Genomic DNA, 20725 nt, shown 5'->3' with positions numbered 1-20725 from the left:
CACCGTGATCCGGCCCACCACGACGAGAGCGGGACGGACTCACCCCGGGTCGGGTCAGTCGACACACCCGGGTCGGGTCAGTCGACACACCCGGGTCGGGTCAGTCGACGCATGGGATGCCGTCGTCCGCCCGCACGGCCCCGCCCTGCGGCCCCGAGGAGGGCACGTCGCCCGCAAAGGCGCGCAGGCCCTCGTCCGGCGCCGCGCCCCGCGCGGGCTCGTCACGGTCCGGGAGACTCGGCGCCTGCCTGCCGCCCTGCACGACTGCGGACCGACCGCTTCCGAACAGCGCCGCGATCTCCGCCCTCAGCCGGTCCGGGTCGACCCGGTTCACGGACTGCCCGTCGACCGTGGCGTACTCCTCGATCGGCAGCGTGAAGAAGTCCAGGTTGCCGGAGGTCAGATTGTCGGCCTGGGAGGCGAAGGACACCGGGTCCATCCCCGAATCGATGACGACGTCCTTCTTGACGATGTCGACCAGCGACTGCATCTTGCCGATGTTGCCGATGACGCCACTGTTCTTGAGGTTGGCGATCACCCCGGCGATGAACGCCTGCTGGCGATGCGTGCGGTCCAGGTCCCCGTTGTCGAGACCGTGCCGCTGGCGCACGAACGCCAGCGCCTGCGCCGGATCGAGTGACTGCGGACCGGCCAGGAAGTCGGCCCCGGAGAAGTCGTCCTGCACGGCGTTGTTCAGGCAGACCTTGACGGGGCCGACCGCCTGCGCCAGGTGGTAGAAGCCGAGCATGTTCACCTCGGCGAAGTGGTCGATGGGCACCTGCAGCAGGTTCTGTACCGTCGCGAGTGTCGAGCGGCGACCCGCATCGCGCGACTGCCGTTCCCGGTCCTCGGCGTCGTCGACACCGGCCTCGGCCAACCGGCTGTCCTCGTCGGCCTTGGCGAGACCGTAGGCCTCCTTGATCTTGCGCATCCCGTACCCGGGGACGCTCACGTAGTCGTCGCGCGGGATCGCGGCCGCCGTCGCCCGGCTGCCGTCGCCCGGGACGTGCAGCAGGATCAGGGTGTTCGTGTTGTACCCGCCGACGCCGCTGTCCCCCGCGTGCAGCTCGTCGGTGACGAACTGTGCGGGCAGGTCGCTGCCGTCCATCGCCTTGCGGCTGTCCAACCCGATCAACAGGATGTTCGCGTCGCCGTGCCGGGATTTCGGGCCGCTCCCCGCGAGCGCGTCGAGCGCGTCCGAGAACTGCAGCCCCGAGGTCAGGTGCGACTGCGCCGCCCAGCCGAGGCCCACGCCGCCGAGCACCATCGCGGACAACGAGGCCGACAGCAGCCGCACCCGCCCACCCCGTCGCCGCCGCTGTTGTGAACGGTGTCGTCCCGATCGTCGCTCCGCCGCGTGCTGGTGACGGACCGGGGGGCGAGGACTGTTCCGGGCATTCACCGCATCCACCGTACGGACGGGCCGGACGCGGTCGCCGGAGCAAGGACCTTGGTCCCTTCTTGGAGTGGCCGACGCCACGCGAGGTGCCGGGCGACCTCCCGGCCGCCTACCCTGGAGGCGTCGTAAACCCCCAGGAGGACTACCAGTGCAGGTCACCAGCGTCGGACACGCCGGATTCCACATCCAGACCAAGGCCGGATCGATCCTGTGCGACCCCTGGGTGAACCCCGCGTACTTCGCATCGTGGTTCCCGTTCCCGGACAACACCGCGCTGGACTGGGATGCCCTCGGCAACTGCGACTACCTCTACGTCTCGCACCTGCACAAGGACCACTTCGACCCGGAGACGCTCACCAAGCACGTCAACAAGGACGCGACGGTGCTGCTGCCCGACTACCCGGTGCCGGACCTCAAGCGTGAACTGGAGAAGTTGGGCTTCACCAAGTTCTTCGAGACCGAGGACTCGGTCAAGCACAGGGTGGGCGACCTCGATGTGATGATCATCGCGCTGCGCGCCCCCGCGGACGGCCCGATCGGCGACTCCGGCCTTGTCATCTCCGACGGCGAGACCACCTGCTTCAACATGAACGACGCCCGCCCGGTCGACATGGACGTGCTGCACGAGCAGTTCGGCAAGATCGACATCCACCTGCTGCAGTACTCGGGCGCGATCTGGTACCCGATGGTCTACGACATCCCCTCTCGCACCAAGTCGAACTTCGGCAAGCAGAAGCGCCAGCGCGGCATGGACCGCTGCCGCAGCTACATCGAGCAGGTCGGGGCCACCTGGGTGGTGCCATCGGCCGGTCCCCCGGTGTTCCTGGACGAGGAGCTGCGTTACCTCAACGACGATCGCGGCGACGAGGGCAACATCTTCCCGGATCAGATCGTCTTCCTGGAGCAGATGCGCATCCACGGCAACGACGGCGGCGTGCTGATGATCCCCGGCTCGACGGTGGACGTCCACGGCGCCGAACTGACCCTGACGCACCCGATCCCGGATGCCGAGGTCGACAAGATCTTCAGCGACAAGGCCGCCTACATCGAGGACATGGCGCAGCGGATGGCGCCGGTCCTCGCGGCGGAGAAGGCGTCATGGGCGCCCGCCGAGGGCGAGCCGCTGCTCGGGCCGCTGCGGGCAAAGTTCGAGCCGATCATGGCGCAGTCCGACCTGATCTGCGACGGCATCGGCTACCCGGTCGGCCTGGTGATGGGCACCCCTGGCAATGAACCTGAGACGGTCGTCCTGGACTTCCCGAACCGCACCGTGCGCGAGCCGATCGAGGGCGAGGGCAAGTACCGGTACGGCTTCCGCATCGCCCCCGAGCTGGTGCGCACGGTCCTGCGCGACGACGAGCCCGACTGGGTGAACACCATCTTCCTGTCCACCCGGTTCCAGGCGTGGCGGGTCGGTGGCTACAACGAGTTCCTCTACACCTTCTTCAAGTGCCTGACCGACGAGCGGATCGCGTACGCCGACGGCTGGTTCTCCGAGGCGCACGACGACTCCGCGTCGATCGAGGTCGGCGGCTACGAGATCCAGCGGCGTTGCCCGCACCTCAAGGCGGACCTGTCCAAGTTCGGCGTCGTCGAGGGCACCAACCTCACCTGCAACCTGCACGGCTGGCAGTGGGACCTCGAGACCGGGCGCTGCAAGACCTCGAAGGGTCACGAGCTGCGGTCGTCGAAGCTGTAGCCACGCACCGTCATCGGGAATATCTCCTGGCGCCACCTGGTTGCACCTGAACACGGTTATTCGAGGCGCGCCATGTCCACGGCCACCACCATTGGTGGGCGAGCGGGCGATCGCGAAGACCGATGGCACTGCCAGGTCGCGAGCATGACGGAAGCCTGCCGGAAGGCTGGGCGACGACGACGATCGACATTGTCGCCGGAGCAGGGCTGTGCCCGCATCGCGTCGACCCTCCTTCCCCGACAGGAAGGACGAGGCAGTGAAACTCGCCATCACCTGGATGTTCGGATCCCTTGCCGCTGCCGCCGTGCTATTCGGCGGCTACGGTGACGACCGGGCTGGAACGAACGTGGCCGCGCCGGACCCGGTCCCCTGTCAGGTACAGCCCGACAACGCGAGCTCGCCCTTCGATGACGGGGATATGGACCGGGACGACGACACCTGGCGCGACCGGGAGCGAGAACGGATGGAACGCAACCAGGACCTCCAGGACCGGAGGGACCAGCTGCCGCCGGACGTCTGCGAGCCTCCCGGAATCTTCCAGAGCGCCGCGTGAGTCGCTGAGCAGCGCATCTCCCCTGGCGCGCGGAAGCGTCCCGCGCACCTGATAGCGCGCGGGACGGCGGGAGGGCGCGCGAGGTCAGGCCGCTACCGGCACGCTTTCCGACGAACGCATCTCCGCACGCGCCCGCAGACCAAACGCGGTGATGACGGCCGCCGCGGCGATGGCGAGCACCGGAACCGTCAGCGCGGCACGGTAACTGTCGAGCAGGCCGGCCTCCGAGGGGTCGCCGGCGAGCGTGGTGACCTGCACCGCTGTGACCACCGCCAGACCGAGCGCGGATCCGAGCTGCCAGGAGGTGTAGAGCAGCGCGCCTGCCAGGCCCTGCTCGTCCTCGGCGATCCCGTCCGTCCCCGCGATCGTCAACGGCCCGTACACCAGGGCGAAGGCGACACCGATGAGGATCAGCGCGGGCAGCATCGCGGCATAGGCCGTGTCGGCACCGATCCACAGGAAGGACGCGTACGCCACCCCGGCCACCAGCAGCCCGGCGAAGATCACCCGGACGTTCCCGAACCGGTTCACCAGACGCGGCGTCAGCGTGGGCGCGAGCACCGCGTCACCCGCCACCGCGAGCATGGCCAACCCGGTCGCCAACGCAGACCAACCGCGCATCTCCTGCAGGTAGAGCACCAGGATGAACTGGAATCCGACGAACGAGCCCGCGAACAGGACCGCGCCCAGGTTCGCCCGAACCAGGGGCCCCGAGCGCAGGATGCCCAGGCGAACCAGCGGCGCGGGCACCCGGCGCTCGACTGCGACAAACAGGGTCAGCAACGCGGCGCTGCCCGCGAGCGCTGCCACCGTCGCGCCGAGCGGGACGTCGGGCGCCCGGACCACGCCGTAGACCAGCAGCAGCATCGCACCGGTGACGCTGAACGCACCGATCAGATCGAAGTCCCGCATCGACCGCACAGCCGGACGTGCCTGCACCGGGATCAGCCGGACGCCTGCGAGCAGGATCAGCGTCGCGAGGATCACCGGGGCGAAAAAGACCCAGCGCCAAGAGAACTCGGCGAGCACTCCGCCGACGACCAGGCCCAGCGAGAACCCGGCCGCGCCCGTCCCCGCGTATACCAGCAGCGCCTGGTTGCGCTTGCGCCCCTCGGCGATCGTCGTGGTGATGATCGACAGCCCAGCCGGCGCCATGAAACCGGCGGCCACACCCGTCACGAAGCGGGCGGCGATCAGGACCCAGCCCTCCGAGGCGAGTCCCCCGAGTCCGGAGAAGGCGATGAACACCCCGAGCCACAGCAGGAACATCCGGCGCCGTCCCAGCAAGTCCGCCGCCCGGCCGCCGAGCAGCATGAAGCCGCCGTACCCGAGCACGTAAGCACTGATCACCCACTGGAGCTCTGCGGTGGACATCGACAGGTCGGCCCAGATCGAGGGCAGCGCCACACCGAACATCGACACGTCGACGCCCTCGAGGAAGATCGCGCCGCACAGCACGAGGAGCATGGCCCACTCCCGACCGGCGAACCGGTCGCGATCTCGCTCGAGCAGGGGTGGTTGCGGTGATTCCAGCACTGAACGCTCCTTCGGTCGGCCGTCGGGAACCGATCGACCCCGGTTCCGTGCCGTGGGGTCGGTTCCCTCTTGTAACTGGCCCAATCCTTCGGCACCATTGAGAACTATGGAAGAAGGCACTTTGAAGGAACCGACTCACTGCGCCGATACCGGCGACGACCGGGACCCTTACCAGTGGGACACCAGGGAGGACTGCGAGGTCCGGCAGATCCTGGACCGGATCGCGGACAAATGGTCACTGTTGGTGATCGCGCTGCTGGACCGGCGAACCCTGCGCTTCACCGAACTACGTCGGGAGATCGACGGCATCAGCCAGCGGATGCTGACCGTCACGCTGCGACAACTCGAACGCGACGGACTGGTCCGCCGCACCGTGTACCCCGTGGTGCCGCCACGGGTCGACTACGCGCTCACCCCGCTCGGCGAGACGCTGCACGAGACCATCCAGGCGTTGGTCAGCTGGACCGAACTGCATCAGGACGAGGTCGCCAAGGCCCGCGCCGAGTACGACCTCCGCGCGGACGCCGAGCGCGACCTCGTGACCGGCGCCCGCTGACCGTCAGGTGTAGATCTCCTCGACATCGATCGCGTGGCGCTCGAGGACCACGTTGCGCTTGAGCGACATCTTCGGGGTCAGCTCGCCGGTCTCCTGCGTCCAGTCGACGGCCAGGATCCGGACCTTCTTGATCTGCTCGGCCGAGGACACCTGGGCATTGGTCTCCGCGACCGCGGCATCGATCTCCGCGACGAGCGCCGGGTGACCGATCAGCTCCACGAGCGGCACGTCGGCGGCCACCCCGTTGCGCTCCCGCCATCCGGGCAGTGCCTCCGGGTCGATCGTGATCAGCGCCCCGACAAAGGGTTTCGCGTCGCCGACGACCATGCACTGACCGATCAGCGGGTGCGCCCGAAGCGCGTCCTCGGGCTGCGACGGGGAGACGTTCTTGCCCGCCGCGGTCACGATGATCTCCTTCTTGCGGCCGGTGATGGTGACGAACCCGGCCTCGTCGATCGTGCCGAGATCGCCGGTGCGGAACCAGCCGTCGACGAAGGCGTCCGCGGTGGCCTCCTCGTTGTGCCAGTACCCGTCGAACACCACCGGGCCGCGCACCAGTAGCTCGCCGTCGTCGGCGATCCGCGCCCCGTGTCCGTCGAGCGGACGGCCCACGGTGCCGACCCGCTGGCGGGACGAGGTGTTCACGGTGACCGCGGCGGTGGTCTCGGTGAGGCCGTACCCCTCGTAGATCGGCAGGCCGACGCCGCGGAAGAAGTGCCCGAGCCGGGCGCCGAGCGGGCCACCACCGGAGACGGCGAGGTCGCACTCGCCGCCGAGCGCCGCCCGCAGCTTCCCGTAGACCAGCCGGTCGAACAGTGCGTGCCGCAGCCGAAGCCCCAGGCCCGGGCCGCCCTCGTCCCGGGCGCGACTCCATTCGATCGCGGTCGCCGCCGCCTTGTCGAAGATCTTGGCCTTGCCGCCGTCGACGGCCTTCTGCCGGGACGCGTTGTAGACCTTCTCGAACACCCGCGGCACGGACAGGATGAAATTCGGTTTGAACGCTGCGAACTGGTCGACCAGCGTCGTCCAGTCCGAGGTGTGCGCGACGGTGACCTTGGCGTCGAATGCACCCACCGAGATGGCGCGGGCGAACACGTGCGCCAGCGGCAGGAACATCAGGGTCCGCTTGCCCTCGACGAGGGCCTCGCTCAGCGCGGTGCGCACGGCCACCGACTCCGCGAACAGGTTCGCGTGGGTCAGCTGCACGCCCTTCGGGCGACCGGTGGTGCCGGAGGTGTAGATGAGCGTGGCCGGCGAGCTCGCCCCCACCGCGGTGCGCCTGGCGCGCAGCTCCGCGTCGTCCACCCCCGCCCCGCGGCGAATCAGCTCGTCGACAGCACCCTCGTCGATCTGCAGCGTCTCGCGCAGCGCGGGCGCGGTGGCCGCCACCTCTCGGACCGTGTCGGCGTGCCGCTGCGCCTCGACGATCAGCAGCGTGGTCCCCGAGTCCTCGAGGATCCACTTCGCCTGTGCCGCAGCCGAAGTCTCGTAGATCGCCACCGTGCAGGCGCCCGCGGTCCAGATGGCGTAGTCGAGCAGCACCCACTCGTACCTGGTCGCCGACATGATCGCGACGCGGTCCCCCGGCGCGACCCCGGAGGCGATCAGGCCCTTCGCCACCGCGGTGACGCCCTCGGCGAACCGGGCGGCGGTGACATCGGACCAGCCGGACCCGGACGGCAGCTGGAACGGGACGAAATCCGGCGAGACCTGCGCGTACCGGAATACCGTGTCCGCCATCGACACATCCGCCGGGATGGTGAACGTCGCTGGAAGTTCGAACTCGCGCATGCGCAGATCCCTCCGCTAAAATTAGAGAGCTTTTCTAGAAAGCATTGTCAATGCGCGGCGGCCTGTCAATGGCATGCCCGTGGGCCCTGGAGGTGGACATCGGCACGCAGCATCGGGGCACCGAGACCAGGCAGCGACTCCTCGACGGGGCGTTGGCGGTGTTCGCACGGTCCGGGCCCTCCGGATTCACCATGACCGCGGTGACCACGGAGAGCGGGGTCAGCGTCGGCAGCCTCTACCACCACTTCGGCAGCTTCGACGGCCTGTCCGCGGCGCTGTACAGCCGGTGCATGTCCGATCTGCTGGACTCGCTGATCGCCGAGTTGGTCCGCTGCCGCACCGCGCGGACGGGGGTCAAGGCGATGGCCGCGGCCTACCTGCGCTGGGTGGGGCGACACCGCGCCCAGGCACACTTCATCCACGCCTCGGCGTACTCGGGCTTTCTACCCGCGCACGCAGAGGAGCTCGCGGCCGAGAAGGAACCCCGCATGCGGGCGATGTCCGACTGGATGACCCCGCACGTCGAGGCGGGCCGGGTGGTCGCGCTGTCCCCCGCGCTGATCGAGATGCTGGTGATCGGACCGGTCGCGGAGACCAGCAGGCGCTGGCTGTCGGCTGCGCCGGGAATCGACCTGGACGAGGCGGCGAAGGTACTGCCCGAACGGATCTGGCAGTCGGTGCGCGGCGAGCAGGGCTGAGAGCACGAGAAGGCGTATGCAGAGGACAACGGGTCGATACCCATGACCCAGGTCTCAACTACCTCGATAATTAGCGGCTGCGCGATCAAGGTGGTCGATAGTGGCGCTTCGGAGGAGTCGCAGGGGTCGCGCACGAGCTCCTCGAATCGGTCGCGCTCACCGACCGGCTGGTGCGGGTCCGGGTGCGATGGCGCTTTCTGGACTCCGCAGGCGAGACGCTGACCACCGGCGACTACGAGTACCTGCTCCGCGAGGACCCGGACGGCCTGCACGCCTATGTCGCGGTCGGCATCGACGACATGCAGAAACTGCGCGAGCTCGCCGACCGGCTCGGCGTCGACCTCGGCTGACCGACTACGAGCCCCACAGCTGTAGGTAGTCCTCCCTGCCGAACATCTTCGCCGAGTCGACCGCGGTCGGGTGGCCGGCGTTCGGATCGGCCCCGGCGGCGGCGAGCGCACGCACCACTGCCTCCTCGCCCTTGAAGATGGCCCCCGCGACCGGCGACTGACCGCGACCGTTGAGGCGGTCGACGTCCGCGCCCCGGTCGATCAGCAGCTGCACCACCTCGACGTGCCCGTGGTACGCGGCGAGCATCACCAACGTGTCGCCGGCGCCGTTGGTGAGATTCACCGGGACACCCGCATCGAGATAGGCGGCGATGGTCGCGGAATCACCCGTCCTGGCCGCGTCGAAGACGCGCTCCGCGATCTCTTGGAGCCGGGGGTCGATCGGATCGTCCGTCATGTCGACCGAAGTTACTCGCGGTGCATGGACTTCCGCAGCGGCACCACGCGTCGAACCAGGACCCGGTCCACGCACCCCCGCAGTTCCTGGGGTGCGCGGGCCGGGTCCTTGCGTGCGGCGGTCAGCCGATGCTGAAGGGCTGTCCCCAGAGGGTGACGGTGCTGATGATGCTCTCGGTGTCGACGGTGACGTTGACGTAGGAGCGGGCCTGCGCGTAACCGGCGCAGCCCTCGACGCCCATGGTGGAGTCGGCCCAGGTGACGCTGCCGGTGGCGCCCTCGAAGGAGTGCTCGCCGGAGTGCGACTCGCCACCGAAATCGTCCGCATACTCGAGGTCGAGGACCGAGAAGCTCGCGGCCTCGCCCGGTCCGATGGAGACGTTGCCCGCGGTAGCGGCCTCGGGCTCGCCCGCGGTGCCGTCCCAGCCGGCACCCATACCGGACTCACCGCCGGCCTCGCCGCCGAGGGTGAGCTGGCAGGCCACGACGTAGCCGGGCTCGATGTAACCGCCCTCGGCGCCGGAGCCGCCGGAGATCTCGACCTTCGCCGAGCCGGAGACCCACACGTTGCGGTGCAGCGGGGTCGCACCCATGGAGCCGGAGATGTTCGCGGACTCACCGGTCATGGTGACGGTGACGACGGTGCCGTCGGCGAGCGTCTTGGTGATGGTGCCGCCGGGCAGCGGCACGAAGGTGTCGGCGTTCGCCGCACCCGCCGACAGGAAGCCGACCGCAATCGCGGTGGCCGCGCCGACGGCGGAGATCCGCAGCCCGCGACGCAGGCCATTCTTGCTGGTGTTCATGAATTTTCCTCTGAGGGTTCAGGTATCGAGTTCAGGCGGGGACTGGGTCAGCCGATGCTGAAGGGCTGGCCGTACAGGGTGGTCTTGGAGTAGTCGTTGCCGACGATCTCGACCACGGTGTACGAGCGGGCCTGCGCGAAGCCGCCGCAGTTCTGGATCTCGAGCTGGGTGTCCTGGTACTGCACGGCGTACTTGCCGTTCTTCTTGATGTCCTTGCCCGCGACATTCACGAACTTGACCTGGCCGGCCGAGACCGGGACGGTCAGCGAACCGGAGATCGAGGGACCGGAGAGGTCGATGCCTGCGCCGATGGAGCCGCCGAGGCCGGTGATGTCGACCTGGCACCCGACGATGTAGCCGGTGCTGATCCGCGAGACGCCGTGCGTGGACGAGTTGTTGGTTCCTTTCCCGTTGGTCGCACCGTTCGAGGGTCCGGCCTCGCCGTCGTCCGGGGCGCCGGTGACATCGGCGGTGACCGTGCCCGAGACCCACGCGGTGCGGCCGGCGCCATTGGCGGCCAGCGACGGGGAGATCAGGGCGCTCTCCTCGGTCCGGGTGATGACCGCACCCGGACCTGCCTTCTGCCCGTCGGGCAGCGGCACGAAGGTGTCGGCATGGGCGGCACCGGTGGACATCAGTCCGATCGCGATGGCTGCGGCGGCACCGACGCCTGCCCGGTGGGCGAGACGGCGCGCACGAGAGTTGTTCGTGTTCATGGATTTCCTCTTGACGGTCCGCAGAACGGACATTGATGGGACATCGTGGGCGTCGGGTTGGCACGACGGCCGTTGCGGCTCACAGCCAGCCGCCGAAGCGGCGGATGAACCAGACCTTGACGCCCTGGGTGAGCACGCAGTACGCGGTCAGCGTCAGAATCAGCCACGGGAAGTAGGACCACGGCAGCGGAACCAGGCCCAGCGCCTGACCCCATCCGATGAACGGGAACACCAATCCGAAGACGCAGACGAGCCCGGTGGAGATCAGGACCGGCAGAGACGCCCTCGACTGGATGAACGGAATACGTCCCGTCCGGATGATGTGCACGATCAGCGTCTGCGAGATGATGGATTCGATGAACCACCCGGACTGGAACAGCGCGGCCTGCTCGGGGGTGTTCGCGGCGAAGACGAACCACATCAGCGCGAACGTGGTGATGTCGAAGATCGAACTGATGGGACCGATGAAGACCATGAACCGGGTCAGGCTGCGGGTCTCCCACTTGCGCGGCTTCTCGACGAACTCGCGGTCCACCTTGTCCCACGGGATCGTCAGCATCGCCATGTCGTAGACGAGGTTCTGCACCAGCAGCACGGCCGGGATCATCGGGATGAACGGAAGCAGTGCGCTCGCGACGAGGACCGAGAACATGTTGCCGAAGTTCGAGCTGGCGGTCATCTTGATGTACTTGAGGATGTTGCCGAAGGTGCGGCGCCCCTCGACCACGCCCCGCTCGAGCACACCGAGGTCCTTCTCGAGCAGGATGATGTCGGCCGACTCGCGGGCGATGTCGGCGGCGGTGTCCACCGAGATGCCGACGTCCGCGGTGCGCAGGGCCGGTGCGTCATTGACCCCGTCTCCGAGGAATCCGACGGTGTGTCCATTCCGCTTGAGCGCGTCCACGATCCGTGCCTTCTGAAGCGGGTTGGTCTTCGCGAAGACCGTGGTCTCTCCGACGATCGCATCGAGGCCGTCATCATCCAACCGGTCGATCTCGGCGCCGGTGATGATGGACCCGACATCGAGACCCACCTTCCCGCAGACGGTCTCGGCGACCAGCTCGTTGTCGCCGGTGACAACCTTCACCGCGGTCCCGTGGGCCCGAAGCGCTTCGATCGCGGCGGCGGCCGAGTCCTTCGGCGGGTCGAGGAACGTCAGGAAGCCGACGATCGTCATCTCGGTCTCGTCCGCCGTCGAGTAGTCGCGCATGGCACCGCCCGGGGCAGCCGGCAGACGCCGGGTGGCGAGGGCCAGGACCCGCTTGCCGAGCCCGTTCTGCTCGGCGACGAGCCGGTCGAGGGCCGAGAGCAGGCCCGGCGTCAGCTCGTGGGTTGCGCCGTTCATCTCGACCGAGGTGCACACGGAGAGCACCTCCTCGACGGCGCCCTTCATGATGATCAGGTCGGCGTCGTCGTCGTTGACGACCACAGACATCCGCCGGCGAGCGAAGTCGAACGGGATCTCGTCGACCAGGCCGTGCTCGCGGCGGATCCGCTCGACCAGGTCCGGGCCCGCGGCCTCGACGACGGCGCCGTCGAGGAGATTGCGCAGCCCGGTCTGGAACACCGAGTTCATCGTGGCCAGACGCAGCGTGTCGGCACTGAGCCTGCCGGCCGTGTCCAGGTGCTCCTCCAGCACGATTCGGTCCTCGGTGAGAGTTCCCGTCTTGTCCGTGCACAGCACGTCCATCGCACCGAAGTTCTGAATGGCATTGAGCTGCTTGATGATCACCTTGTGCCGCGACATGTACAGCGCGCCCTTGGCAAGGTTGGCGGTGACGATCAGCGGAAGCATCTCCGGCGTCAGCCCGACCGCGGTCGCGACACCGAACAGCAGCGCCTGGCTCCAGTCCTTGGTGAGCCCGTTGATGATGAAGACCGCAGGCACCATGATGACCATGAAGCGGATCAGCAAGAAGCTGACCTTCTTCACCCCGATGTCGAAGCTGGTCTCGGGACGGCTGGTGCCCAGCCCCTCGGTCATCGCGCCGAAGTAGGTGTCGTCCCCGGTGTGGACGACGACCGCGGTCCCCGAGCCGGACACCACCGAGGTGCCCATGAACGCGAGGTTCCCGGCCTCGAGGATCCGATCGGGTTCGAGTCCGGCCACCGGATCGCCCGTCTTCTCCGCGGACATCGACTCGCCGGTGAGCATCGCCTGGTTGACCTGCAGATCCTTGGCGCGCACGACCCGCATGTCCGCGGGGATCATGTCGCCGGCAGCCAGCTGGACCACGTCCCCTGGCACCAACTGCTCGATGGGGATCTCGGCGGTCACCACCGTCTCGCCCATCTGGCGGGTGGTGGAGACCGTGGTGCTCACCATCGCCTTGAGCGCCTCAGAGGCCCGCCCCGACCGGTACTCCTGCCAGAACCGCAACGACACGCTGACCAGGATCATCACGCCGACCGTGCTGATTCCCATGTAGTCGGGGCCCTCTTCGGGGTCGGCCAGGTAGACCTCGGTGATGTACATGATCACGCCTATGAACAGCAGGATCAGGATGAACGGATTCTTGAAGGTGGCGAGGAATTGCACAATTGCCGGCGCAGGTCGGTCGTGACGAACCTCGTTGCTGCCATGCCTGCGGCGCAGCGGGTCGATCTGGTCCGCTCTCAATCCCTTTGGAGTGGTGTGCAGTTCGGCGTACACGCCCGGCTGACGCAGGCGGGTGATCCCGGCGAGTGCCGCCATCTGACGGTCGGGGAGAACAGCTTGATTATTTCGTTTGGCAGCATTGCCCGGACGCCTCGGTGGCGCCGAGACACTGGTTTCTGACATGACAGATCTCTCGGTCGTGCACGAACTCGCTAGTGTTCGGGCACGACGAAATAGGCTCTGCGACTACGACTGTCGCGAGCATGATCGCGGCAAGGTGCCGCGCGTGGAGGTCCGGCGATGTCCGCGACTAGCGGGCGCGATGGACACCGGCGGTGAGGAATCCGGGCGGGGCCGGATATCGACTCGGCGGTTCGTCCACGGTGGTCACCTCCCGGGCTCGGACGCGGGCACGTCCAGGAGGGACGAAGCTCCGCGATGGTGTTTCCACAGCACAGAAGGGCAGGATCGAGGTCGCGACGCGACCGCGTGTGAATACCGACACGAACGAGTCGCGCTGCCGAATTCGACACCCCCACGTACGAGTTTTGGCACTGCACGACGTGTCCCACCCCACTGCGGGAAGCCACTTTGGGTCACCCCTTAAGCCGGGGAGACCTGTCCTGACCTTGGGCGTCTCTCGACGTCGTGAGATCAGTGGCCTGTGTTCGTGCAGACGCCTCACCTAACGAGGTGCTGCGCCGACAGGCAATCATTGCGGGCGGAGGATGTCAACCTGCGTGCCACAGATCACCGCTCTGCACGACGCACCGGCGCACGCTTCAGGTCCTATGTTGATCCAAATATTGTTGTGCAACTGTAGAATTGAACAAGCAAGAATCGAAATACATTTCGCAGCAATATTTTCCGCAATCGGAATGATCTTGGTGCACCGTCGTGCTTGCGGTTTGACATATATCGCGGGTGTCGGCACCATGGTCGGCGTAAGCACCTCGCTAGGCGAGGCTCCTGCATGAACACAGGCCACTGATCTGACGACGTCGACAGACGCCCAAGGTTAGGACAGGTATTCCCGGATTAAGGGTCTATCCCAAGTGGCTTCTCGATCGTATCGGGACACGTCATGCAGTGCCGAAGCTCTGACGAGAGGGGTGCCCGACCGGGACAGTTGTCGACCCGGCGCCCTCCCCGTGTGCGAGTCGACGCCCGCGTGCGTCCTGTCTGCGAGGAGGTGAGGAACGCAGTGAGTATCAGAGATAGTCCGTATCCGTGTAGGACTTTCATTTCGTTCCGAACCGGCCCCGGCGCAGCATCAGCCTTCTGCGACCTGACGCCTTCGTAGCCCGATCCCGGCCTGGGCGTGAGTACTCCAGTTGCCTCGACCGAGTTCCGGCACGGCGCCAATTCGACGGACCTGCATCGTCTCTGCCGTGGGGCCGGCTCCTCCGACAGGAGAAGACCGTGGCTTTTGTTATCACGCAACCTATTTCGTCGGCACGCGAGTCCGCGATGCTGCACACGATTCGACGCGCGGCAACCCGACTGTGGGGCCGGCGCAACCTGACCCCGCAGGAACGCGCAAACCTGTACGCGTCGCGAACACCGGTGGCGGTGATCACCGCCTCGATGGGCGGGCACCCGCACCCGGGCGGGGCGCGTCACTGGTGACGCCGCCGATCCCACCCGAAGGCTCCGCTCCGCCCCGATTCAGGGCGGAGCGGAGTCAGCGTCAGGCGGGCTGACCTCGTCCGGCCGGCTCCGATCCGCGATCCGCGATCCGCGATCCGCGATCCGCGATAGCTTCCCATATGACCTGCGCCACACTTTGCCTCCTTGCACATACCCCCAGGGGGTACTAACTTGGTCGACGGAACACCACACGACGAGAGGCCGAGACATGAGCACCAACACGCATGGCGACCACCAGGCTGCGCACACCGATCACACTGCTCACCACCACCACGGGCATCCGGCGGCCGCGGCGCACGCCGGCCACGGCGAGGGCGACCACACCGCCCACGCACACCACACCCCGGCCGACCACCACGGTCACGGCGCGAGCGGGCCCGGAGGTCTCCAGATCACACAGGACGGATACACACTCGACCTCGCCGAGACCATCGTCGGCCGGGGCGACGTCGACTTCCGGTTCCGCGTCCTCGGCCCGGACGGCCGACCGGTCACCGATTACACCCCGATCCATGACCGTGACCTGCACCTGATCGTGGTGCAGCGCGAGCTGACCGGGTTCTGGCACGTGCACCCCGAACTCGCGGCCGACGGCACCTGGTCGGTTCGACTGAACCTGCCGGAGGCTGGGTCCTACCGCGTGTTCACCGACATCTCGCCCACGCCGCTCGGGCGGACGATCACCCTGGGCGCGGATCTCGCCGTCGCGGGCGCCTACGATCCGCGACCGACGCCGAGCGAGACTCGCACCGCGGTCGTCGACGGCTACGAGGTCATCCTCGAGGGAAATCTCGCCCCCGGAGACGGCGAACTGCTGTCACTCACCGTACGAAAGGACGGCCGGCCGGTCACCGATCTGCAGCCCTACCTGGCCGCCTTTGGTCACCTGGTGGTGCTCCGAGCCGGTGACCTGGCATACATCCACGTTCACCCGAACGGCGAACCCGGTGATGGGGTCACGGCTCCCGGACCCGACGTCACCTTCCACACGGCGGTGCCCGGTCCCGGGATCTACCGACTGTTCCTCGATTTCAAGCACGGCGACACCGTCCGCACCGCGGCGTTCACCCTCGTGGCCACCGCCCACCAGCACTGAAACCCAGCCCCGGAGGAGGCCCCATGTTCACCTGCAGTTGTCGGCGAACCCGTGACCCACCCCTGCCCATTTCAGACATTCGAAGAAAGTGTTCGCGATGCGAAAGCCGTTGATCACATCTCTGTTCACCAACCGCGACTACCTGCGACTGTTCACCGCTCAGGTGTCGGCCCTGTTCGGTACCGGTTTGACCACCGTCGCACTGGGACTGCTCTCCTATGAGCTCGCCGGTGCCGATGCGGCCGCCGTGCTGGGCACCGCGCTGACAATCAAGATGTTCTTGTACGTCACGGTCGCGCCGATAGTCGCCGCCTACGCCGACCGCTTTCCCCGCCGGCTCTTCCTGGTCGAGCTCAACCTTATTCGCGCCGCGGTCGTGCTGGCGCTGCCGTTCATCGACCAGATCTGGCAGATCTATGTGCTGATCGCGGTGCTGCAAACCGCCTCGGCCGCGTACACCCCCACCTACCAGGCGATCATCCCCGACATCCTGCCGGACGAGCGCGAGTACACCAGAGCGCTCTCGGCCGCACAGCTCGCCGCGACGATGGAGACCCTGCTGAGCCCGATGCTGGCCGCCGCGGTCCTGACCCTCATCAGCTTCCACTGGTTGTTCGTCGGCACCGCAATCGGATTCGCGGTATCGGCCGTCCTGGTGATCGCGACCCGCATCCCGAACGCCCGTTCCGCCACCGCGGACACCTTCCGGGACCGGATCGCGGTGGGCATGCGGATCTTCGCCGCCACGCCACGGCTGCGCGGTCTGCTCGGCCTGAACCTGGTGGTCGCCGCGGCCGGTTCGGTGATCATGGTCAACACCGTCAACTACGTCCGTGACACGCTCGGCGGTTCCCAGTCGGGAGTGGCAATGCTCCTGGCCGCCAATGGGTTCGGCACGATGCTCGTCGCGTTGTCGCTGCCGCGGTTCCTCGACCGGCTCGGCGCCCGGCCGGTGATGTTGACCGGTGCCGCCACCCTGATCGCGGGACTCGGAGCAGCTGTCGCCCTTTCGGCCGCCGATGCGGGCGACTGGCGCTGGGGCGCGGCGATCGCGGTGTGGGCCGTGGTCGGCGCGGGTACCGCGGCGGTGCTCACCCCGACCGGGCAGGTACTGCGGCGCTCGTCGCAACCCGCCGACCGGCCCGCGCTCTTCGCCGCCCAGTTCTCGCTGTCGCACCTGGCCTGGCTGCTCACCTACCCGATCGCAGGGTGGCTGACCGCCGCCGGTCTCACCACCACCTGGATGACGCTGGCCGTGATCGCAGGCATCGGGATCACCGTGGCCGCTCGGATGTGGCCGCGTCATGACCCGGCGGAGATCACCCACCTGCACGAGGCCGGGACCATCGACGACGCCCGGCTGGCCGACGCCGTCCGCGTGGGGGAGCGTCTCTACCGGCACACCCACGTGTACGTCATGGACGCCGAGCACAGGCGCTGGCCTACCGCTCCCTACCCTCGTTCGCGGTCGAGGATGGCCACGTCGTAGGAGTCCGCCGCTTTTCGGAACTGCTCCTCGAGGCGCGGCCAGCGGTCCTCCGCACCGAAACGGGACCGCGCTCTGATGTACTGCTCGCGCGCACCGGACTCGTCGCGGGTGGCGAGTCGATAGCGGAGGACGTCGAAGTCGATGTCAGACCCCACGGACTGGGCGATATCGTCAGGGCCGCGAAGCTGACCCATCACAGCCAACGCACTGGTGAGTGCCGCGCGGAGCTCGTCGGCGGCCGCGGGAACGTCGGTGTCGGCGTGTACGGTCACGTGCGGCCCGATCCCGGTCGCGATGCTCTCGATCCGGCGCCGGTACTGGCAGTCGACCTCGGACGGTCGCTGCTGGGGTGTCCGTCCGATGACCCGGTCGAACTCCACCGAGTAGACACCGCAGTTGACGTAGAACCGGATCGACTCGTGGCTGTTCCCCGCCGACCGCTGCAGGTTGATGACGTCGACAAGACCATCCCGCTCCCGCGTGAAAGTCAGCTTTCGCTTCCGGAACCCCTGCTCCTTCAGTAGCGGAACAGCACTCTCACCGAGAAGAGTGGCAAAGGCATGTTCAGCGGACGGTTGCTCCATTCGACCATGCTCGCAGACCCGGCGGCCGGCGGTCAGTCGACCACCGGCCGCAGACACCGTCAGAGTCCGTCGGCCGTGACAAACTGCTCGCGCAGAGTGAGCTTCTTGAACTTGCCGGTGGCCGTTCTCGGAATGGTCGAGACGAACTCGAACCGTTCGGGGAGCTGCCATCGCGCAAACTCGGTCGACAGATGCTCGCGCAGCAGCGCCGGATCCGCCGTCATACCGTCCCTGAGCACGAGCACAGCAAGGGGACGCTCGCCCCAACGCGGGTCGGGCACCGCGATCACCGCGGCCTCCGCCACCGACGGGTGCGCCATGAGATGGTTCTCGAGATCGACCGACGAGATCCACTCGCCCCCGGATTTGACCAGGTCCTTGGAGCGGTCGCAGATCCGGATGCAGCCGCGATGGTCGATGCGGACGATGTCGCCCGTGCGGAACCAGCCATCATCGGTGAAACTGTCTGCGCCCTTGCCGTTGTGGTAGCCGGCCGTCACCCACGGCCCGCGCACCTCGAGCTCACCCATGGCACGGTCATCCCACTCGATGAACCCGTCGTCCTCGCTGCGGGCTCGGATGTCGACGAACGGCATCGCGACACCCTGCCTGGCTCGGAACGCGTACTGGTCGTCTTTCTCGCTCTCGTCAAGGTCCGCGGGGAGCCGGCTGACGGTGCCCAGCGGTGCGGTCTCTGTCATTCCCCAGGCCTGGACCACCGTCAGACCGTGGCGGTCGTATCCCTCGAGCAGGCTGCGCGGCACCGCCGCCCCTCCGACGATCAGCCGGTCGAGGTGACGTAGGTCCCAGCGCTGCGGCTGCGCGTCGAGAGCGTCGAGCATCGCCATCCACACCGTCGGCACCCCCGCGGTCATGGTGACCTTCTCGTCCGCGATCAGGTCGAGCACGCTGACCGGGTCCAACTTCGACCCGGGCAGGACCAGCCGCGCGCCGAGCAGCGCGGCCGCGTACGGGAGACCCCAGGCGTTGGCGTGGAACATGGGCACGACCGGAAGCAGGGTGTCCTGCGTCGACACCCCCAACGCGTCGGGCAGTGCCGCGGTCAGCGAATGGAGCACCAGCGCCCGGTGCGAGTACACCACGCCCTTCGGGCGCCCCGTGGTGCCGGACGTGTAACACATTGCGCCGGCGCGTCGTTCGTCGAGAACCGGCCACTCCATCGACTCGGCCCCGTCGATCAGCGCCTCGTAGTCGAGCATCCCCTCCGGCGCCGACTCGCCGTGCGCGACGACGATGACGTGCTCGAAACGGTGAGCATCGCGGAAGCCTTCGAACGCATCGAGCAGCGATTCGTCGACCACGATCACCCGGTCCTGTGCGTCGCCGACGATGAACGCGAGCTCGTCGGAGTGCAGGCGCGGGTTCAGCGTGTGCACGACCGCCCCCATCGCCGGGACCGCGAAGTACAGCTCGAGGTGCTCGGCCTGGTTCCACAGCAGCGTGGCGACCCGGTCGCCGTCGCCGACGCCGAGTTCGGCCAGCGCGGTGGCGAGCCGGCGCGCCCGCCGGGCACACGCCCCGAGAGTGGTCCGGGCGATGCTGCCGTCGGGGCGGCGTGAGACGACATCCTTTCCGCTGTGGAATCGCTCGGCTCGCTCGACCACCGCGGTCAGCGAGAGCGGATAGTCATCCATGGTCAGGCCGTTGATCACGTAACACTCCTAGATGGGGGCAGAATTCGGCGAGGCGCTGTCGCTGATCAGGCGTGGTGGGTGAACCCGACCTGGCCCGGGCGGCGGTTCGGCGCGTAGCCGAGCTTGGCGAGGGTCTCGTCGGCGTCCGCATAGGTGGTGCCGATCTTGTAGATGTCGCGGGCGTCCTTGCCGGTGGCGACCTCGCGTCCGAGTTCACCGGCGATGCGGACCAACTGTTGGATCTGCTGAACCGAGGTCATCTTCTCGCCCTTGCGGCCCCAGATGGTGTCCTCGTTGCCGCAGCGGGTGTGCAGGCCCATCGCGATCGCCATCGTGTTGACAGGCAGCACGCTCCGCATGAGGGACTCCAGGGTAAGGGCCGCTCCGTCCGGGACGCGCTGGATGAAGTTCATGATGTTGTACGGGTTCGGGCCCTCCATGCCGCCACCGATGCCGGTCCAGGTCACGTTCAGCGGGCCGGTGTAGACCCCGCGACGGATGAGCCGCTCGACGCTCTCGAGGCCGGTGATGCCGGTCAGCGCGAACAGGGGCTGGATACCGGCGGCCTGTAGGCGGCGCAGATGCTCCTCGACCCAACCCGGGCCGGCCGGGATCGTCATCTCCCGGTACGTCTCCTGCAGCTCCGGACGCGCCAGGGATGTGCCCGCGATATCGTCCGCGGTCAACAGCTCTGCGATGTTCATCTGGCTGGTGTTGATCGCGATCGTGACCTGGTCCGGCTTGGGGTCGAGCTCGGCGAGCATGTGCCGGGTGTCATCGGAGAGCCACTTGGCCTCGGCGCCCTCACCTTCCGGAGCGAACGAGATCGAGCCGCCGACCTGCAGGACCATCTCCGGGACGGCCTCGCGCAGCCGACCGAGGAGCTCGTTGAACTTCGAGAGACGCTTGCTGCCCTTGCCGTCGAGCTCACGGACGTGGATGTGCAGCACCGACGCGCCGGCCTCGTAGCAGTCGACGGCCTGCTGGACGTGCTCGTCCATGGTCAGCGGAAGGTCCTCACGGAAGTCGTTGGGCTCCCACTCGGGCCCGTACGGCGCAGCCGTGATGACCAGCTTCTCCTGGTTCTCCGGGAAGAGGGCGTCGTCGTGGAAGTGCATGTGTTGCTCCTGTCGGTGACTCTGGAAAGAGTTGGTG

General features: G+C 67.6%; 18 protein-coding genes and 2 riboswitches. Of the genes, 8 read left to right on the top strand and 10 right to left on the bottom strand.

Going from position 1 to position 20725, the window contains the following annotated elements; all coding sequences use genetic code 11:
• Window positions 1-100 precede the first annotated feature (100 nt).
• On the bottom strand, window positions 101-1297 hold the full coding sequence (locus C8K38_RS05360; protein ID WP_257017828.1) for an LCP family protein: 1197 nt from the start codon (window positions 1295-1297) through the stop codon (window positions 101-103).
• Window positions 1298-1547: 250 nt separating this feature from the next.
• Here C8K38_RS05360 and C8K38_RS05355 point away from each other — a divergent pair, with 250 nt between their 5' ends.
• Together C8K38_RS05355 and C8K38_RS05350 are read left to right on the top strand one after the other, a co-directional pair.
• Window positions 1548-3098: an MBL fold metallo-hydrolase gene (locus tag C8K38_RS05355; RefSeq protein ID WP_097214159.1), complete on the top strand. Its 1551-nt coding sequence runs from the start codon at window positions 1548-1550 to the stop codon at window positions 3096-3098.
• A 256-nt stretch (window positions 3099-3354) separates the two neighbouring features.
• A complete protein-coding gene (locus tag C8K38_RS05350; protein WP_097214160.1) occupies window positions 3355-3651 on the top strand; it encodes a hypothetical protein in 297 nt (98 codons plus the stop codon).
• 84 nt (window positions 3652-3735) lie between these two features.
• On the opposite strand, the gene C8K38_RS05345 is transcribed toward C8K38_RS05350, so the two are convergent.
• Window positions 3736-5187 (bottom strand): MFS transporter, encoded by a 1452-nt coding sequence (locus C8K38_RS05345; protein ID WP_257017830.1) that lies wholly within the window; start codon window positions 5185-5187, stop codon window positions 3736-3738.
• Between the two features lie 106 nt (window positions 5188-5293).
• On the opposite strand from C8K38_RS05345, the gene C8K38_RS05340 reads away from it, so the two are divergent.
• The gene (locus C8K38_RS05340; RefSeq protein ID WP_077043242.1) at window positions 5294-5743 is read left to right on the top strand and encodes a winged helix-turn-helix transcriptional regulator; all 450 of its coding nucleotides are present in this window, start codon (window positions 5294-5296) and stop codon (window positions 5741-5743) included.
• Between the two features lie 3 nt (window positions 5744-5746).
• Here the strand turns inward: C8K38_RS05340 and C8K38_RS05335 are convergent, their stop codons facing one another.
• Window positions 5747-7534, bottom strand: coding sequence for an AMP-dependent synthetase/ligase (locus tag C8K38_RS05335; RefSeq protein WP_097214161.1), 1788 nt, complete (start codon window positions 7532-7534; stop codon window positions 5747-5749).
• A gap of 68 nt (window positions 7535-7602) precedes the next feature.
• On the opposite strand from C8K38_RS05335, the gene C8K38_RS05330 reads away from it, so the two are divergent.
• Both C8K38_RS05330 and C8K38_RS27050 read left to right on the top strand, forming a co-directional pair.
• Window positions 7603-8232 (top strand): TetR/AcrR family transcriptional regulator, encoded by a 630-nt coding sequence (locus C8K38_RS05330; RefSeq protein ID WP_097214162.1) that lies wholly within the window; start codon window positions 7603-7605, stop codon window positions 8230-8232.
• A 182-nt stretch (window positions 8233-8414) separates the two neighbouring features.
• Entirely contained in the window at window positions 8415-8582 is a 168-nt protein-coding gene (locus C8K38_RS27050; protein ID WP_179800711.1) for a hypothetical protein, read from the top strand.
• 4 nt (window positions 8583-8586) lie between these two features.
• On the opposite strand, the gene C8K38_RS05320 is transcribed toward C8K38_RS27050, so the two are convergent.
• From C8K38_RS05320 to mgtA, 4 genes are all read right to left on the bottom strand, one after another.
• Window positions 8587-8979, bottom strand: coding sequence for an ankyrin repeat domain-containing protein (locus C8K38_RS05320; RefSeq protein WP_097214164.1), 393 nt, complete (start codon window positions 8977-8979; stop codon window positions 8587-8589).
• Between the two features lie 121 nt (window positions 8980-9100).
• Window positions 9101-9781, bottom strand: coding sequence for an MspA family porin (locus tag C8K38_RS05315; protein ID WP_108168800.1), 681 nt, complete (start codon window positions 9779-9781; stop codon window positions 9101-9103).
• A gap of 47 nt (window positions 9782-9828) precedes the next feature.
• Window positions 9829-10497, bottom strand: coding sequence for an MspA family porin (locus C8K38_RS05310; RefSeq protein ID WP_097210929.1), 669 nt, complete (start codon window positions 10495-10497; stop codon window positions 9829-9831).
• A 79-nt stretch (window positions 10498-10576) separates the two neighbouring features.
• The gene (gene mgtA, locus C8K38_RS05305; protein WP_257017219.1) at window positions 10577-13192 is read right to left on the bottom strand and encodes a magnesium-translocating P-type ATPase; all 2616 of its coding nucleotides are present in this window, start codon (window positions 13190-13192) and stop codon (window positions 10577-10579) included.
• A gap of 430 nt (window positions 13193-13622) precedes the next feature.
• Window positions 13623-13796, bottom strand: a riboswitch (M-box (ykoK) riboswitch).
• Between the two features lie 245 nt (window positions 13797-14041).
• Window positions 14042-14215: riboswitch (M-box (ykoK) riboswitch) on the top strand.
• Between the two features lie 303 nt (window positions 14216-14518).
• Here mgtA and C8K38_RS26815 point away from each other — a divergent pair.
• The 3 genes from C8K38_RS26815 to C8K38_RS05295 all read left to right on the top strand — a co-directional run bounded on the left by C8K38_RS26815 (window position 14519) and on the right by C8K38_RS05295 (window position 17331).
• Window positions 14519-14725: a hypothetical protein gene (locus C8K38_RS26815; RefSeq protein ID WP_143548405.1), complete on the top strand. Its 207-nt coding sequence runs from the start codon at window positions 14519-14521 to the stop codon at window positions 14723-14725.
• 229 nt (window positions 14726-14954) lie between these two features.
• Complete coding sequence (locus C8K38_RS05300; protein ID WP_097210895.1) at window positions 14955-15842, top strand: hypothetical protein; 888 nt, start codon at window positions 14955-14957, stop codon at window positions 15840-15842.
• A 97-nt stretch (window positions 15843-15939) separates the two neighbouring features.
• Window positions 15940-17331: an MFS transporter gene (locus C8K38_RS05295; RefSeq protein ID WP_097210928.1), complete on the top strand. Its 1392-nt coding sequence runs from the start codon at window positions 15940-15942 to the stop codon at window positions 17329-17331.
• On the opposite strand, the gene C8K38_RS05290 is transcribed toward C8K38_RS05295, so the two are convergent.
• Genes C8K38_RS05290 through C8K38_RS05280 form a run of 3 tightly spaced genes read right to left on the bottom strand, consistent with a single transcriptional unit; the run spans window position 17295 to window position 20688 of the window.
• Window positions 17295-17915 carry a DUF4304 domain-containing protein gene (locus C8K38_RS05290; protein WP_097210894.1) on the bottom strand — a complete coding sequence of 207 codons (621 nt, stop codon included), beginning with the start codon at window positions 17913-17915 and terminating at the stop codon, window positions 17295-17297. The genes C8K38_RS05295 and C8K38_RS05290 overlap by 37 nt on opposite strands.
• 59 nt (window positions 17916-17974) lie before the next feature.
• Complete coding sequence (locus C8K38_RS05285; RefSeq protein WP_257017216.1) at window positions 17975-19588, bottom strand: long-chain fatty acid--CoA ligase; 1614 nt, start codon at window positions 19586-19588, stop codon at window positions 17975-17977.
• A gap of 47 nt (window positions 19589-19635) precedes the next feature.
• Window positions 19636-20688, bottom strand: a complete 1053-nt coding sequence (locus C8K38_RS05280; RefSeq protein WP_097210893.1) for a 3-keto-5-aminohexanoate cleavage protein — start codon at window positions 20686-20688, stop codon at window positions 19636-19638.
• Between the last annotated feature and the right edge of the window lie 37 nt (window positions 20689-20725).

It is taken from the genome of Rhodococcus sp. OK611, from assembly GCF_003050885.1.
GTDB classification, from domain to species: Bacteria; Actinomycetota; Actinomycetes; order Mycobacteriales; family Mycobacteriaceae; genus Rhodococcus_G; species Rhodococcus_G oryzae.
Note: the sequence above shows the minus strand (reverse complement) of the source record. Positions and strands in the feature narration are given on the sequence as shown.

Bases quoted from the DNA above. Each gene is read 5' to 3' on its own strand.
- C8K38_RS05340 (WP_077043242.1), top strand. From the start codon at position 5,294: ATGGAAGAAGGCACTTTGAAGGAACCGACTCACTGCGCCGATACCGGC.
- C8K38_RS05335 (WP_097214161.1), bottom strand. From the start codon at position 7,534: ATGCGCGAGTTCGAACTTCCAGCGACGTTCACCATCCCGGCGGATGTG.
- C8K38_RS05330 (WP_097214162.1), top strand. From the start codon at position 7,603: ATGGCATGCCCGTGGGCCCTGGAGGTGGACATCGGCACGCAGCATCGG.
- C8K38_RS05320 (WP_097214164.1), bottom strand. From the start codon at position 8,979: ATGACGGACGATCCGATCGACCCCCGGCTCCAAGAGATCGCGGAGCGC.
- C8K38_RS05315 (WP_108168800.1), bottom strand. From the start codon at position 9,781: ATGAACACCAGCAAGAATGGCCTGCGTCGCGGGCTGCGGATCTCCGCC.
- C8K38_RS05310 (WP_097210929.1), bottom strand. From the start codon at position 10,497: ATGAACACGAACAACTCTCGTGCGCGCCGTCTCGCCCACCGGGCAGGC.
- mgtA (WP_257017219.1), bottom strand. From the start codon at position 13,192: ATGGCGGCACTCGCCGGGATCACCCGCCTGCGTCAGCCGGGCGTGTAC.
- C8K38_RS05300 (WP_097210895.1), top strand. From the start codon at position 14,955: ATGAGCACCAACACGCATGGCGACCACCAGGCTGCGCACACCGATCAC.
- C8K38_RS05295 (WP_097210928.1), top strand. From the start codon at position 15,940: ATGCGAAAGCCGTTGATCACATCTCTGTTCACCAACCGCGACTACCTG.
- C8K38_RS05290 (WP_097210894.1), bottom strand. From the start codon at position 17,915: ATGGAGCAACCGTCCGCTGAACATGCCTTTGCCACTCTTCTCGGTGAG.
- C8K38_RS05280 (WP_097210893.1), bottom strand. From the start codon at position 20,688: ATGCACTTCCACGACGACGCCCTCTTCCCGGAGAACCAGGAGAAGCTG.